This window comes from Solwaraspora sp. WMMA2101 (assembly GCF_049179175.1).
In the GTDB taxonomy this organism is placed as follows: Bacteria; Actinomycetota; Actinomycetes; order Mycobacteriales; family Micromonosporaceae; genus Micromonospora_E.
This window is the reverse complement of sequence record NZ_JBMHMA010000006.1, coordinates 2,615,799-2,628,238: the sequence shown is the minus strand read 5'-3', so window position 1 is coordinate 2,628,238 and position 12,440 is coordinate 2,615,799. Positions and strand designations below refer to the sequence as shown.

The window sequence follows — 12,440 nt, the reverse complement described above, 5'->3', positions numbered from 1 at the left end:
CGTTCGGTAACCTGGCCGGCGTGCCCGACGCCACCGCCTCCCGCCCGTCCGCGCAGCTGGCCGACGCGCGACGGCGGCCGACACCGACGCCGGCCGGCTGGTGGTTCGACGTACTGCTGCTGGCGGCCCTGGCCGGGCTGACCGGGGCGCTGATCGCCGGTGTGTTCCTCGACACCGACGTGGCGGTACGCGACTGGGTCGAGGCGAACCGGCCACCGGTGGCGTACTGGGCGGCCCGAGTCCTCAACTACTTCGGCCAGGGCGGCTCGGTGCTGATCCCGGTCTCCAGCCTGCTCGCGCTCTGGCTGGGCCGGCGGGTCCGGTCGGTCCGGCCGGCGCTGCCGGTGCTCGCCGCCGTGGCGTCGACCTACCTCAGTGTCGGCGCGATGAAGGTACTGCTGCCCCGGGCCTACCCGCGCAACTTCGAGGACCCGTTCCCGGAGCGGCTGTTCACCGAGGCGACGCCGGCGATGGCGTACCCGTCGGGGCACGTCGCCAACGCCGTCATCTGGTACGCCGTGATCGCCCTGCTGATCACCGCGCTGCGCCGCTCGTACGGGCGGCCGGTGCCGGCCGGACGGCCGTTCCCCGGCTACTGGGCGCTGCGGCTGCTGCCCGCCGTCGTCATCTTCTGCACCACGGTCTACCTGGGCTACCACTGGCTGACCGACTCGGTCGCCGGGCTGCTGCTCGGCTGGCTGCTGCTGCGCCTGCTGCAGCGGGTGCCGTGGGACACCGTACGGCTGCCATGGGTGCGCGGCGGCCTGGACCGCCCCGCCGGCCTGTCCTGACCGCTGACGCTTCATGTCGGGGCTGGTGGCGCGAGCGGCTGAGCTTGCCGAGGAACGGTTGGCGGCGGCTCTGCCTCGGCGTTGGCGTCATGTGCAGGCCGTTGCCGGGAAGGCCGGCGAGGTCAGTCATGTCCTGGACCCGGCGGACGCTGAGGTTCTCGTCGCTGCCGCGTGGCTGCACGATGTCGGGTACGCCCCCGGGGTGGCCGATACCGGCCTGCATGCTCTCGATGGCGGGCGGTGGCTGCGCCGTGTCGGGGTGTCCGATCGAGTGGCGGCTCTGGTGGCTCACCATTCGTGCGCGCTGTTCGAGGCGGAGGAACGTGGCCTTCGGGACGAGTTGGCCGCTGAGTTCCCGCAGGAACAGTCGCTGACCGCTGATGCCCTCTGGTACGCGGACATGACGACGGGCCCGGACGGACACGATGTCGCCGTTGCGGACCGGCTGGCGGAGATCGAGCAGCGCTATGGCCCGGATCACCCGGTCACCAGGTTCTGGGTACGGGCCAGACCGACACTGCTGGAAGCCGTCGAGCGGATCACGGATCGGCTCGCGGTGTCCTAACCGATGTACGGCTTCGAACGCCCCTCATAGCCGTGATCGATGCGCAGCCGCATGGACGGTCGACGACGTGGTTGGGGTTGGTGTAGAAGCCGACGATGTGGGTCACTTTGATGTCAACCCCGGTTGCTGCGGCAAGCAGCCAAAGCCCGCTTCAGGTGCAGTTCGTGCACGCTGTTCTGCGCAACGCGCTCCAGCATACGAAGCGGGAAGAACTCGTCTCCCGCAACGTCGCCGAGCTGGTCCGGATTCCATCGCCCCGTTGAAGGTCGGCAAGGGGCTGTCGGTTGAACAGGTACGAGGTCTGCTCAAGGCTGCCGAGGGTCACCTGCTGTACGCGCTGTACGTGGTCGCCGCCACGATGGGATTCCGGCGCGGGGAACTGCTCGGGCTGCGCTAGAGTTCACTGCATACATCACCCGGTTCCCCTAGAGGGGCCGGGTTTTCTTTTGGATCGCGGCAGCAGGCCACTTGGCACTTCCACGCCGGTTTCCGGGTAGTCAACTGCTGAGGGCGAGCCAAGATCACCGTCTCAGGGCCTCCCTCTCTGCACCGCGAGAAGCGATAGGGAGGCATCCACCCCCATCCCGTCTGCCGTCGACCCGCACACTGTGGATCGGGCCGCCGCCCGCCACGTCAAGACGGCTTGACGTGCGTATGGACGCGGGCGGGTCCGTCAGCGGTCTGCTCGGCTCACCCGGGTTGACGGCGGGCGGGATGGCTCCCGCGCGCCCGGTGCGGCGTGCGCTCGGCCACACCGCGCGGAGCGCGGGCCGACTTCGCCACGGCCCCGTCCGCTGCCTCGACGACCGCCCTGCTCGGGGGCCAACGACATGCAGGGAGATCTCTCGCAGCGCTGGGTGCAGCAGGCTGTTCAGGGGGGTCAGCGGGGCAGGGCGGCAACACCGGTAAGCAACGCGACACCATCGTGGGCGCGGACGGCCGGGCCGTCCTCGCGGAGCGCATCGAGGATCCGGACTGCGTAGGCAGGGTCCATCCGCTCCGTCACCGTGTCGGGTGTCCACCACTCGATCTGGCTCGTCTCGTCGGACGTCGAGAGAGTTCCCCCGGTGACCTCGGCGCGGAACATCAGCGCGACGATGCCACGGGGCATGTTCTTGTAGACGCCGGTGAGCCGAGTCGGCTCGACAACAAGGCCTGTCTCCTCCCAGACCTCGCGGCGTACGCCGTCCAGCACGGATTCCTCAAGTTCAAGCACCCCACCGGGCGGTTCCCAGTGGGCGTTGTCGCGACGTTGCGTCACCAGCACTCGCCCGGCTGAATCGACGATCACGGCAGCGACGCTGACGGAGTGTCTCGGGCTGCCGGTGGCATCGGTCATGGACGCAGGTTAACATGTTGTCAACACATGTATACCTCCTGGAGTCTGACGATGAGCATCCGCAAGATCGACCCTGCCAGTGACCGAGCGGTCTACCGGCAGATCGCGGACCACCTCCGCGAGGCGATCGAGCGGCATGATCTCGCGCCGGGCGCACAGCTTCCCTCGGAGAGCTCCCTGGTCAACGACTACGGGGTCAGCAGGGTGACCGCGCGCAGGGCGTTGTCGGTCCTCGTTACGGACGGTCTGGTGGTTGCCGAGCACGGCAAGGGCTGGTTCGTCCGACGTCGGCCACCGGTCAAGCGGCTTTCGTCGGACCGGTTTGCCCGGCGGAAGGAAGGCAAAGCGGCCTTCACCGTCGATATGGAGGCGAACGAGCGCAGGTTCACTGTCGAAGTGCTGCACGTGGGGACCGGTCAAGCCCCGGTTGAGGTGCTGGATCGGCTAGGGCTCCCACGCGGCAGTGAGGTAGTGGTCCGGCGCCGCCGGTACCTGGCCGAGGGCCAACCCATCGAGTACGCCACGTCCTACATCCCGATGGATATCGGTTCCGGTACACCGATCGCGGAGCCGAACCCTGGTCCTGGCGGCATCTACGCCCGCATGGAGGACCAGGGCTTCGTCTTCGAGCGGTACGACGAGGAGACAACCGCACGGATGCCCACTGAGGAAGAGGCAAGGATCCTCGCGTTGCCTGCCGGGTCACCAGTTCTGCACCTCGTGCGGACGGCGGTGGCGTCCGGTAGGCCTGTCGAGGTCTGCGACACCGTGATGGATGGTGCCGCATTCGTGCTCTTTTACTCCCTTCCGGCTTAAGACCGCAAATTGGACGACGTTCGAGACATTGTTGACCGGCTACGTAGACTCGTGTGCACATGTATTTGAGTGGTTGGCGTTTCGAGCTGTCGCCCCCAGGGGGCGCTCTGAACAGGAGGTCCGTTGTGAACCCGACCAATTCGGAGGTCTGATGGTGGAGATCGGCGCGGTCGTTGGGGCGGCGCTGCTCGGCTTCTGCGCGGGGCTGTGGTCGTTCCGAGTGAAATCCAGATGGTGCCCCAACTGCGGATGCGCCACCTGGCCGATGGAACGAGGCGCCGACGGCGTGGAAAGGCCATGTGGCGACGGATGACCCGGTGAACAACCGGCTGCTCCGGACACCGGAACCGAGCCCAGGAGATGTGCTGCTGATCGGGCGGGAGGCGAGCGTCCAGTTCGCGGACGACCGCAGCATCCGATTCCGGGTGATCGCAGTGGACCGGAAGTGGACGTACGACGGCTGGATCTGGCTCACCGGCTACGTGATGGACCGCCACGGCAACGCCACGGAACGGCGCGAGATCTTCGTCCAACGACGCGGACTCCACCGACTGCCCAAACGTACCGCGACCTGACTATTGACCAAGGAGACGAAGTGATCATCGACGTACTGCGGGACTGGTGGCTGCGCTGGCTCGACTGGCGCTCCGGCCGGTCCACGGCATCCCGGCGACTGCGCGCCCTGCGGCTGCGGCAGACGACATCCGCCCAGCGTCGCCGCCTCGACGGCAACCGGGGGCACCACTGGCGATCGGAGACCACCACCCTGCTGCCGACCCTGCGCCCCCTGATGACCTACGGCCAGCAACTCGGCTATCGGCTGCCGTCCACCAGCATCCTGACCAACCGGTGACCGTGGCTCACTGCCAGACGCCGGCCCGCATCACCCGGCGTACCCGAAGGTCGTCGTCGAGCTCGACCAGGTCGGCGCGCAACCCTGGCGCGAGCGCCCCGACGCTACCGGCCAACCCGAGCAGCCGCGCCGGGGTGGTCGCCGTCATCCGTACGGCGTTGACGATGCCGATCCCGGCGGTGACCGCCCGGCGCAGCGCCGCGTCCATGGTCAACGTGCTGCCGGCGATCGAGGAGTCCCGGGTCAGCCGGGCTACCGCGTCGGTCACCGTCACCGACTGCCCGCCCAGCTCGTACCCGCCGTCGGGCATCCCGGCGGCGGCCATCGCGTCGGTGATCAGCGCGACCCGGTCGGGCCCGGCGACCGACGCCGCGAAGGTGAGCGTGCCATCGTGCAGGTGCACCCCGTCGGCGATCAGTTCACAGGTCACCCGGTCGTCGCCGAGCAGGGCGAACACCGGGCCGGGCTCGCGGTGGTGCGGCGGGCGCATCCCGTTGAACACGTGCGTACCGGCGGTGGCACCGGCGTCGATCGCCGCCCGGGTCTGGTCGTAGGTGGCGTCGGTGTGGCCGATCGCGGCCACCACCCCGGCGTCGACCAGGCGGGTGATCGCGGCGAGCGCGCCGGCCCGCTCCGGTGCCAGGGTGACCATCCGGAGGGTGCCGGCGGCGAGGTCGAGCAGCCCGGCCAGCTCGGCCGGCTCCGGGTCGCGAAGGTACGCCGGGTTCTGCGCGCCGCACCGAACGACCGACAGGTAGGGGCCTTCGAAGTGCAGCCCGGCGAGGGTGCCGTCGGCGACCAGCGGGGCGTACGCCCGGACTGCCTGGTGCATCAGCTCGACCGGCGAGCTGACCAGGCTGGCCAGCAGGGTGGTGGTGCCGTGGGCCAGGTGGAAGGCGGCGGCTTGCCGGGCCGCGTCGGCGTCGCCGGTGGTGAAGGTGTGCCCGCCGCCGCCGTGGTTGTGCGGGTCGACGAAGCCGGGCACCAGCCAGCCAGTGTGGGTGGCGGTGTCGGAGAGACTGCCGGTCGCGGTGTCGGAGGTGCTGCCGACGTCACTGATCGTCGGCCCGTCGATGGTCAGATACCCCTGTTCGATCACCTGATCGGGGGTGACCACCCGGCCCTGGAGCATCATGGTGCCGCCTCCGTGTCCGGTACCTGCCGTACGGTGTCCGGTACCTGCCGTACGGTGTCCGGTACCCGCCGTACGGTGTCCAGCGCCAGCAGGGCGGCGCCGAGGCAGCCGGCCTCGTCGCCGAGCGCCGCCCGGACCAGACGCGGCACCCGGTGGAAGGTGGCCCGCTGGCGCATCGCCGCAGCCAGCGGGGTGAGGAGCTGGTCGCCGGCTTCGGCCAGTCCGCCGCCGAGCACCACCACCGCCGGGTCGTACATCGCCTGGCCGATCAGCAGGCCGTCGGCGAGCGCGTCGACCGCCTCGGCCCACACCTGCGCGGCGACCGGGTCGCCGCTGGTCGCCCGGCGGGCCACGGCGGCGGCACCGGCCGTGTCGCCGCCGGGGGTGCCGGTCCGCTCGGCGTACCGGCGGGCCACGGCGGCGGCGGAGGCGACGGCTTCCAGGCAGCCGGTCTGGCCGCAGCCGCAGACCGGCCCGGCCGGGCGGACCACCACGTGGCCGAGTTCACCGGCGGCGCCGTGCGCCCCCGGGTAGCCGGTGCCGTCGACGATCGCGGCGGCGGCGATCCCCGTACCGACCGCGACGAACAGCACGTGCCGGCAGCCCTGACCGGCGCCGATGCGGGCCTCGGCGATCCCGCCGGCGCGTACGTCGTGGCCGAGCGCCATCGGCAGGCCGGTGCGCGCGGCCACCAGGTCCCGCAGCGGTACGTCGCGGAAGCCGACGTTGGCCGACCAGACCGCCACTCCGGTGGTCTCGTCGACGACCCCGGGTACGACGACGCCGACGCCGATCGGGACGAGTCCGTCGGCGCGGGCGGTGTCGGCCAGCGCCCCGGCGAACTCGCCGATGGTGTCGATCACGGCAGCGGGTCCCCGGGCCGCGCCGGTGGGCCGCCGCTCGGTGTGCCGTACGGTCCGGTCGGCGGCGCTGACCAGGGCGGCCTTGATGCCGGTGCCGCCCACGTCGAGCGCGACGACCACCTCGGCCCCGGTGGGCGCGACGACGATCCCGGGGCCGACCGGCGCGGTGCCGGCTGGGCCGTCGGCGGGCGGTGCGTTCACGCCAGGACGACCGAGCGGGTCAGGTGTCGGGGGTTGTCCGGGTCCAGGCCACGGCTGTCGGCGAGGGCGACGGCGAACCGCTGGGCGAGGATCAGGTCGGCCATCGGGTCCAGTGGTTGCCGGCCGGCAGCCCACCGGTCGAGGATGGCGTGCACCCCGTTGGTGCGGCTGTGCACGAAGGCCGCGCCGGTCGCGGCCACGTCGTCGGCCAGGTGGTCGGGGATCTCGCCGAACGCCCAGACCATCCGGTGCGGGCCGGCGACCGCGATCGGGCCGTGCCGGTAGTCCATCGCCGGGTACGCCTCCGACCAGAAGCCGGCGGCCTCCCGGCACTTCAGCGCCGCCTCGTGGGCCAGCCCGACGGTCCAGCCCCGGCCGAGGAATGTGACCTGGTCGACCAGGGCCGGGTTGATCGGCAGCGGGGCGCGGACGGTGACCTCTGCGTCGGCGGCGATCGCCGCGACGTCGGCACCGAGGTGGGCGCGGAGCAGGGCCAGCACGCTGGTGGCGAAGCGGGTCTGCACCACCGACCGTTCGTCGGCGAAGGGCAGCGCGACGACGTGGCCGGCGAGGTGGGCGGCGGGGGAGGCCGGGTCGCCGACGAGGACCGTGCTGCGGGTCGGGTCGGCGACGGCGGCGAGCAGGTCGGTGATCTCGGTGGTGGTGCCGGAGCGGCTGATCGCCAGGATGCGGTCGTAGTGTCGGCCGGTCGGGAACTCGGAGGCCTGGAAGGCGTCGGTCTCGCCGTGTCCGGCGCGTTCCCGCAGCCCGGCGTAGGCCATCGCGATGAACCAGGAGGTGCCGCAGCCGACCACCGCGACCCGCTCGCCGGCCGCCGGCAGCGCAGTGGTGGACGTGGCGGCCAGTGCGGCGGCCTGTCGCCAGCAGTCGGGTTGGCTGGCGATCTCGGCGTCGACGTACGTCATCGCCGTCCTCCCTGTTGGCCAGGGAACGCTGCGCGTTCCCGCTCGAACAGACAGCTTTTCGCGCGTCATTGTGCGCACGGCGGTGACCGGCTGGCAACAAACTTCCAAGATCGCGCAGCCGGGAGTTTTGCCCTCCGGGCGTTTCGCGCATTAGTGTGCAGCAAACTACTCACCGTCTGCGCGATCGCGGCGGAAAGGGACGGGATGGACCGGTACGCGCGGTGGAACGCCCTGCTGGAACTGCTCACCGACAGTGGGCGAATCACCGTCGAGGACGCCGCCGAGCGCCTCGACGTCTCCCAGGCGACCATCCGGCGCGACTTCGACCAGCTCGCCCAGCAGCAGATGATCACCCGTACGCGCGGTGGCGCGGTCGCCAACGGCGTCTCCTACGACCTGCCGCTGCGCTACAAGACCGCCAAGAACTCCGCCGAGAAGCAGCGCATCGGCGCGGCGGCGGCCGCCCTCGTCGCCCCCGGCATGGTGGTCGGCCTCAACGGCGGCACCACCACCACCGAGGTCGCCCGTGCCCTCGCCGTACGGCCCGATCTGAACACCAGCGCGGACGGCGCCCAACTGACCGTGGTCACCAACGCGCTGAACATCGCCAACGAGCTGCTGGTCCGTTCCCGGATGAAGATCGTCGTCGCCGGCGGAGTGGTCCGCCCGCAGTCGTTCGAACTGGTCGGACCGCTGGGCGGGGCACTGCTGCGGGAGGTCACCCTGGACGTCGCCCTGCTCGGCGTCGACGCCATCGACCCGCAGCTCGGCGCCGCCGCCCACCACGAGGGCGAGGCGTCGATGAACGCCCTGATGGTGGCGCGGGCCAAACGTGTCGTGATCATCGCCGACGCGACCAAACTCGGCGGGCACGCATTCGCCCGGATCTGCCCGATCGAGCGGGTGTCGACGCTGGTCACCGACTCCGGCGCGGACCCGCGTACCGTCGCCGCGTTCCGTGAACTCGGCCTGACGGTGGTCACTGCCTGAATCCGGCCTGACGGTGGTCACCGCCTGAGCCCGGATCGGCGTATGGTGTGCGCTGTCCGGACGGCGGGCACACGGAGGAGGACGGCCGATGGCTGCCGTACTGGAGATATCCGGGCTGCGCAAGACGTACCGCAGCCGTCGCGGCGGGGTCCGCCACGCCCTCGACGGCTTCGACATGCGGGTCGAGGCCGGCCAGGTGCACGGCTTCCTCGGCCCGAACGGCTCCGGCAAGACCACCACCCTGCGGACGCTGCTCGGCCTGGTCGCCGCCAACGACGGCCGGATGCAGGTCCTCGGTCGGTCGGTGCCCGAACACCTGCCCGAGGTGACCCGCCGGGTCGGCGCCATCGTGGAGAGCCCGCAGTTCTTCCCGCACTTCACCGCCCGCGACACGCTGTCGCTGCTGGCCCAGGCCGGTGAGGTGGCGCCGCAGCGGGTGCCCGCCGTCCTGGAGCTGGTCGGTCTCGCCGACCGGGCCGGTGACCGGGTCCGGACCTACTCCCTCGGCATGCGTCAGCGCCTCGCCGTGGCCTCGGCGCTGCTCAAGGAGCCGGAGCTGCTGATCCTCGACGAGCCGGCCAACGGGCTCGACCCGGCCGGCATCCGCGAGATGCGCACCCTGATGCGCGACCTGGTGGCCAGCGGCACCACGGTGGTGCTGTCCAGCCACATCCTCGGCGAGATCCAACTCATCTGCGACTCGGTCACCATCATCGCCCGGGGCCGGCGGGTCACCGCCGGGCCGGTCGCCGAGGTGCTGGCCGCGCACTCCGGCGGCGGCCTGCGGGTACGCCTGCCGGCCGCCACCGACCTGCCGGCGGCCGAGGCGGCCCTCACGGCTGAGGTGGCCCGCACGGCCGCAGCGCCGCCGGGCGTGGGCGGCGCGGCCTCGTCGGGCGTGGGCGGCGCGGCACCGGTCACCGTCGCCCGCCACCCAGACCACCTGCTGGTGTACGGAGTGAGCGCACCCGAGTGGGTGACCCGTACGTTGGCCGCCGCCGACCTGTACGTCAGCGAACTGGCCCCGGTCACCGCGGACCTGGAAAGTGTCTTCCTGGAGTTGACCGGCGACGGCGAAGCGGGAGCAGTGTGATGGGGCTGTACCGGGCGGAACTACGTCGCCTCGTCAAGCGGCGCTTCGTCCGCTACCTCACCCTCGCCGCCCTGCTGGTCCTCGCCACGGTCGTCGTCGCGACGTTCCTGCAGAACCAGAGGGTCGGACCGACCGCGCTGGCGCAGGCCGAGCGCACCGCTGAGCAGGAGTTCCGGGCCGCCGTCGAGTGGACCGAGCAGTGGCAGGCCGAGTGTGAACGCAGCCACGCCTCCGGCTCACCCGATCTCAACCAGTTCCCGCCGGACTGCGCCGACATCGGCCTGCCCACCCGGGACTCGTTCCCGGCCGTGAACTACCTCCCGATCACCTTCATCTTCGCCGACGAGTTCCCGGCGACCCTCTACACCGTTACCAGCCTGCTGTTTCTGGTGTTCTTCGCCGCCGGTGCCTCGTTCGTCGGCGCCGAGTGGAGCAGCGGCGCGATGATGAACCTGCTGCTCTGGCGACCGCAGCGGCTGCGGGTGCTGTTCACCAAGCTGGCCGCGCTGCTGACCGGCGTCGTGGCGGTTACCGTGCCGGCGGTGCTGCTGTGGACGGTCGCGCACTGGATGATCGGCGCGCTGCGCGGGTCGACCGACGGGGTGACCGCCGGACACTGGCAGTCGTTCGCCCTGGCCGACCTGCGGGTGGTGGTCCTGGTCGTCGCGGCGGCGGCGGTCGGCTTCGGACTGGCCGCGATCGGCCGGCACACCGCGTTGGCCCTCGGCGGGGTGCTCGGCGTACTGGTGCTGGGGCAGTCGGCGTTGAGCTTCCTCGCCGAGGTCGTGGACGCCCGCTATCCGGAGGCGTGGTTGCTGCCGGTCTACTGGATCGCCTGGATGGATTCGTCCGTCAAGCTGATCGACTACGGGGCATGCGCGGGTGCTCCGGCCTGCGTACCGCCGACGACGGAACTCACCTGGGTGCACACCGGTGCGCTGATGGCGGTCGTGGTGGCGCTGGTGCTGACGGTGGCGGCCTGGACGATGCGCCGGCGCGACATCACCTGACATCACCCGAGCCGCCGGCGCGGTGCCGGCCATCATGCCTGTGCGGTGCCGGCCGACACATCGGCCGGTGCGTTTGATGCGGGCCGGCAGGTCGGCGATTACCCTGGTGAGGTGCCGGCTGCTGACGAGTCCCGGACCGGACCCGGGCCGGGTGCGGTGCCCCAGACATCGACGAACGTTCCCCGGCAGCGGGTCGACCCGGACGCCGACCCGGACACTGGTCCGGGCACCGGTCCGGACGTCGAGTCCGACCTCGACGCGGCACCGGCCGAGCCGGTGCCGGCCGCGTCCGCCTCGTTGACCGAGCGCGAACAGCGGATTCTCGACTTCGAACGCCAGTGGTGGAAGCACGCCGGTGCCAAGGAACAGTCGATCCGGGACACCTTCGGGCTCTCCGCGACCCGCTACTACCAGCTGCTGCACCAACTGCTGGACAACCCGGCGGCGTTGGCGGCGGAGCCGGTGCTGGTGGCCCGGCTCCGGCGGCTGCGGGCCGCGCGGTCGCGGGCCCGCCGCCGCTGAAGCGGAGCCTACTTCCGGTTCCTCTCCGGACCTTACTTCTCGTACATCTTCAGCCCGTTGCCGAGGGCGATGAAGGTGGGTGCCCACTCGCCGACGAAGATGCCCCACCGGTCGGCCCGCTCGATCCCGGCCGCCTCGAACTTCTTGGACAGCACCCAGCTGGTGAACGACAGCGCGATGCTGGCGATGCCGGCGGCGTACATGTGTTCGGCCCGCAGGCCCTTCTCGTGCAGTTGCTGCAACATTTCGCTGCCCCCCTGTGTCCCCCGGGGTCGAGGCCGACCGCCGCGCGGCCCGCGATCCTCGACACCCGCCTACCGGTCAAGCTACCTTCGGTAGTCGAACGGATGCCTAGAGTTAGTGGGAGATGCTCAGGGTGATTCCCGCCGTGCCGACCATGCGGGTGGACGCCTGCTCGGTCGCCGCTCCCGGTCAACCGGACAACGAGGACCAGACACTGCAGTACGGCGACCTGGTGGCGGTCCTGGACGGTGCCACCGCACCGGCCGGCTTCGACACCGGCTGTCGGCACGGACCCGCCTGGTACGTGCGCAGACTCACCGCCCGGCTCACCCTCGCCGCCGCGACCGCACCGGCCGACCCGCTGGCCGCCCTGCTCGCCGAGGCCGTCCGGGCGGTACGCGGCGACCACGACGGCGACTGCGACCTGGGCCACCCCGGCACTCCGTCGTCGACCGTGTGCCTGCTGCGCCGCACCTCCGGACACCTCGACTACCTGGTGCTCTGCGACAGCCCACTGATCGTCGACGTCGCCGGCCAGGTCGGGGTGGTGGCCGACGACCGGCTCGCCGCCACCATGGACCGGCTCTGGCAGCGTGAGCCACCCGCCACCGACACCCGACAGGAGGCCGACTACCGCCGGGCCGTCCAGTGGCAGCGGCAGCACACCAACACCCCGGACGGCTACTGGGTGGCGGCCGCCGACCCGGCCGCCGCCGACCGGGCGCTCTGCGGCACGCTTCCGCTGACCGGGCCGGGCCGGGTCCGGCGGGCGGCCCTGCTCACCGACGGCGCGACCCGCGTCGTCGACCTGTTCGGACTCCTCGACTGGCCCGGACTGCTGGACCTGCTGGCGAACGCCGGGCCCGCCGAGCTCATCCGCCGGGTACGGGCCGCCGAGACCGACGGTGCTGTGAGCCTGACGACAGTGCCCCGCCACAAGCGGCACGACGACGCCACCGCCGTATTTTGTCTTTTCGATGGCGGGTGATGTCGGCCATCGATCCCTGCTGAGCTGGAACAACTGGTCGACGCGGTGATGGTGGACGGTCGCCGGGCCCGGCAGCGGCGTTTCACCACCGCCGGCGCTGAGCAA

General features: G+C 71.3%; 16 protein-coding genes. 11 read left to right on the top strand and 5 right to left on the bottom strand.

Translation table 11 applies throughout. The annotated features are described in order from the left end of the window. Window positions 1–20 precede the first annotated feature (20 nt). The 3 genes from ACN28F_RS12740 (at window position 21) to ACN28F_RS12730 (ending at window position 1,753) form a co-directional block, all read left to right on the top strand. Window positions 21–791, top strand: a complete 771-nt coding sequence (locus ACN28F_RS12740; RefSeq protein ID WP_289208181.1) for a phosphatase PAP2 family protein — start codon at window positions 21–23, stop codon at window positions 789–791. Between the two features lie 13 nt (window positions 792–804). Further along, the gene (locus ACN28F_RS12735) at window positions 805–1,356 is read left to right on the top strand and encodes an HD domain-containing protein (RefSeq protein WP_289208180.1); all 552 of its coding nucleotides are present in this window, start codon (window positions 805–807) and stop codon (window positions 1,354–1,356) included. A 259-nt stretch (window positions 1,357–1,615) separates the two neighbouring features. Continuing rightward, a complete protein-coding gene (locus ACN28F_RS12730) occupies window positions 1,616–1,753 on the top strand; it encodes a hypothetical protein (protein ID WP_289208179.1) in 138 nt (45 codons plus the stop codon). A 483-nt stretch (window positions 1,754–2,236) separates the two neighbouring features. Here ACN28F_RS12730 and ACN28F_RS12725 read toward each other — a convergent pair whose 3' ends face one another. Further along, window positions 2,237–2,695 carry an NUDIX hydrolase gene (locus ACN28F_RS12725; RefSeq protein ID WP_289208178.1) on the bottom strand — a complete coding sequence of 153 codons (459 nt, stop codon included), beginning with the start codon at window positions 2,693–2,695 and terminating at the stop codon, window positions 2,237–2,239. A gap of 51 nt (window positions 2,696–2,746) precedes the next feature. Between ACN28F_RS12725 and ACN28F_RS12720 the strand changes: the two genes are divergently transcribed. The 3 genes from ACN28F_RS12720 to ACN28F_RS12710 all read left to right on the top strand — a co-directional run bounded on the left by ACN28F_RS12720 (window position 2,747) and on the right by ACN28F_RS12710 (window position 4,364). Then, complete coding sequence (locus ACN28F_RS12720; protein WP_289208177.1) at window positions 2,747–3,511, top strand: GntR family transcriptional regulator; 765 nt, start codon at window positions 2,747–2,749, stop codon at window positions 3,509–3,511. A gap of 317 nt (window positions 3,512–3,828) precedes the next feature. Next, entirely contained in the window at window positions 3,829–4,086 is a 258-nt protein-coding gene (locus tag ACN28F_RS12715; protein ID WP_289208176.1) for a hypothetical protein, read from the top strand. 20 nt (window positions 4,087–4,106) lie between these two features. Then, window positions 4,107–4,364, top strand: coding sequence for a hypothetical protein (locus ACN28F_RS12710; protein ID WP_289208175.1), 258 nt, complete (start codon window positions 4,107–4,109; stop codon window positions 4,362–4,364). 7 nt (window positions 4,365–4,371) lie between these two features. Here ACN28F_RS12710 and nagA read toward each other — a convergent pair whose 3' ends face one another. Genes nagA through ACN28F_RS12695 form a run of 3 tightly spaced genes read right to left on the bottom strand, consistent with a single transcriptional unit; the run spans window position 4,372 to window position 7,489 of the window. After that, complete coding sequence (gene nagA / locus ACN28F_RS12705) at window positions 4,372–5,499, bottom strand: N-acetylglucosamine-6-phosphate deacetylase (protein WP_421357889.1); 1,128 nt, start codon at window positions 5,497–5,499, stop codon at window positions 4,372–4,374. Beyond that, window positions 5,496–6,509, bottom strand: a complete 1,014-nt coding sequence (locus tag ACN28F_RS12700) for an ROK family protein (RefSeq protein WP_421361381.1) — start codon at window positions 6,507–6,509, stop codon at window positions 5,496–5,498. Before ACN28F_RS12700 ends, nagA begins: the two co-directional genes overlap by 4 nt. Before the next feature lie 50 nt (window positions 6,510–6,559). Beyond that, on the bottom strand, window positions 6,560–7,489 hold the full coding sequence (locus tag ACN28F_RS12695) for an SIS domain-containing protein (RefSeq protein ID WP_421357888.1): 930 nt from the start codon (window positions 7,487–7,489) through the stop codon (window positions 6,560–6,562). A 204-nt stretch (window positions 7,490–7,693) separates the two neighbouring features. Here ACN28F_RS12695 and ACN28F_RS12690 point away from each other — a divergent pair, with 204 nt between their 5' ends. From ACN28F_RS12690 to ACN28F_RS12675, 4 genes are all read left to right on the top strand, one after another. Further along, on the top strand, window positions 7,694–8,479 hold the full coding sequence (locus ACN28F_RS12690) for a DeoR/GlpR family DNA-binding transcription regulator (protein ID WP_289210729.1): 786 nt from the start codon (window positions 7,694–7,696) through the stop codon (window positions 8,477–8,479). Between the two features lie 88 nt (window positions 8,480–8,567). Beyond that, complete coding sequence (locus tag ACN28F_RS12685) at window positions 8,568–9,572, top strand: ABC transporter ATP-binding protein (RefSeq protein ID WP_289208172.1); 1,005 nt, start codon at window positions 8,568–8,570, stop codon at window positions 9,570–9,572. After that, the gene (locus ACN28F_RS12680; RefSeq protein WP_289208171.1) at window positions 9,572–10,582 is read left to right on the top strand and encodes an ABC transporter permease subunit; all 1,011 of its coding nucleotides are present in this window, start codon (window positions 9,572–9,574) and stop codon (window positions 10,580–10,582) included. Before ACN28F_RS12685 ends, ACN28F_RS12680 begins: the two co-directional genes overlap by 1 nt. A gap of 111 nt (window positions 10,583–10,693) precedes the next feature. Next, window positions 10,694–11,104 (top strand): DUF3263 domain-containing protein, encoded by a 411-nt coding sequence (locus tag ACN28F_RS12675; RefSeq protein ID WP_289208170.1) that lies wholly within the window; start codon window positions 10,694–10,696, stop codon window positions 11,102–11,104. Between the two features lie 32 nt (window positions 11,105–11,136). Here ACN28F_RS12675 and ACN28F_RS12670 read toward each other — a convergent pair whose 3' ends face one another. Beyond that, the gene (locus ACN28F_RS12670; protein WP_289208169.1) at window positions 11,137–11,349 is read right to left on the bottom strand and encodes a hypothetical protein; all 213 of its coding nucleotides are present in this window, start codon (window positions 11,347–11,349) and stop codon (window positions 11,137–11,139) included. Window positions 11,350–11,471: 122 nt separating this feature from the next. On the opposite strand from ACN28F_RS12670, the gene ACN28F_RS12665 reads away from it, so the two are divergent. Continuing rightward, window positions 11,472–12,335: a hypothetical protein gene (locus ACN28F_RS12665; protein ID WP_421357885.1), complete on the top strand. Its 864-nt coding sequence runs from the start codon at window positions 11,472–11,474 to the stop codon at window positions 12,333–12,335. Window positions 12,336–12,440: the final 105 nt, after the last annotated feature.

Bases quoted from the DNA above. Each gene is read 5' to 3' on its own strand.
- ACN28F_RS12735 (WP_289208180.1), top strand. From the start codon at position 805: ATGTCGGGGCTGGTGGCGCGAGCGGCTGAGCTTGCCGAGGAACGGTTG.
- ACN28F_RS12725 (WP_289208178.1), bottom strand. From the start codon at position 2,695: ATGACCGATGCCACCGGCAGCCCGAGACACTCCGTCAGCGTCGCTGCC.
- ACN28F_RS12720 (WP_289208177.1), top strand. From the start codon at position 2,747: ATGAGCATCCGCAAGATCGACCCTGCCAGTGACCGAGCGGTCTACCGG.
- nagA (WP_421357889.1), bottom strand. From the start codon at position 5,499: ATGATGCTCCAGGGCCGGGTGGTCACCCCCGATCAGGTGATCGAACAG.
- ACN28F_RS12695 (WP_421357888.1), bottom strand. From the start codon at position 7,489: ATGACGTACGTCGACGCCGAGATCGCCAGCCAACCCGACTGCTGGCGA.
- ACN28F_RS12690 (WP_289210729.1), top strand. From the start codon at position 7,694: ATGGACCGGTACGCGCGGTGGAACGCCCTGCTGGAACTGCTCACCGAC.
- ACN28F_RS12685 (WP_289208172.1), top strand. From the start codon at position 8,568: ATGGCTGCCGTACTGGAGATATCCGGGCTGCGCAAGACGTACCGCAGC.
- ACN28F_RS12680 (WP_289208171.1), top strand. From the start codon at position 9,572: ATGGGGCTGTACCGGGCGGAACTACGTCGCCTCGTCAAGCGGCGCTTC.
- ACN28F_RS12670 (WP_289208169.1), bottom strand. From the start codon at position 11,349: ATGTTGCAGCAACTGCACGAGAAGGGCCTGCGGGCCGAACACATGTAC.
- ACN28F_RS12665 (WP_421357885.1), top strand. From the start codon at position 11,472: ATGCTCAGGGTGATTCCCGCCGTGCCGACCATGCGGGTGGACGCCTGC.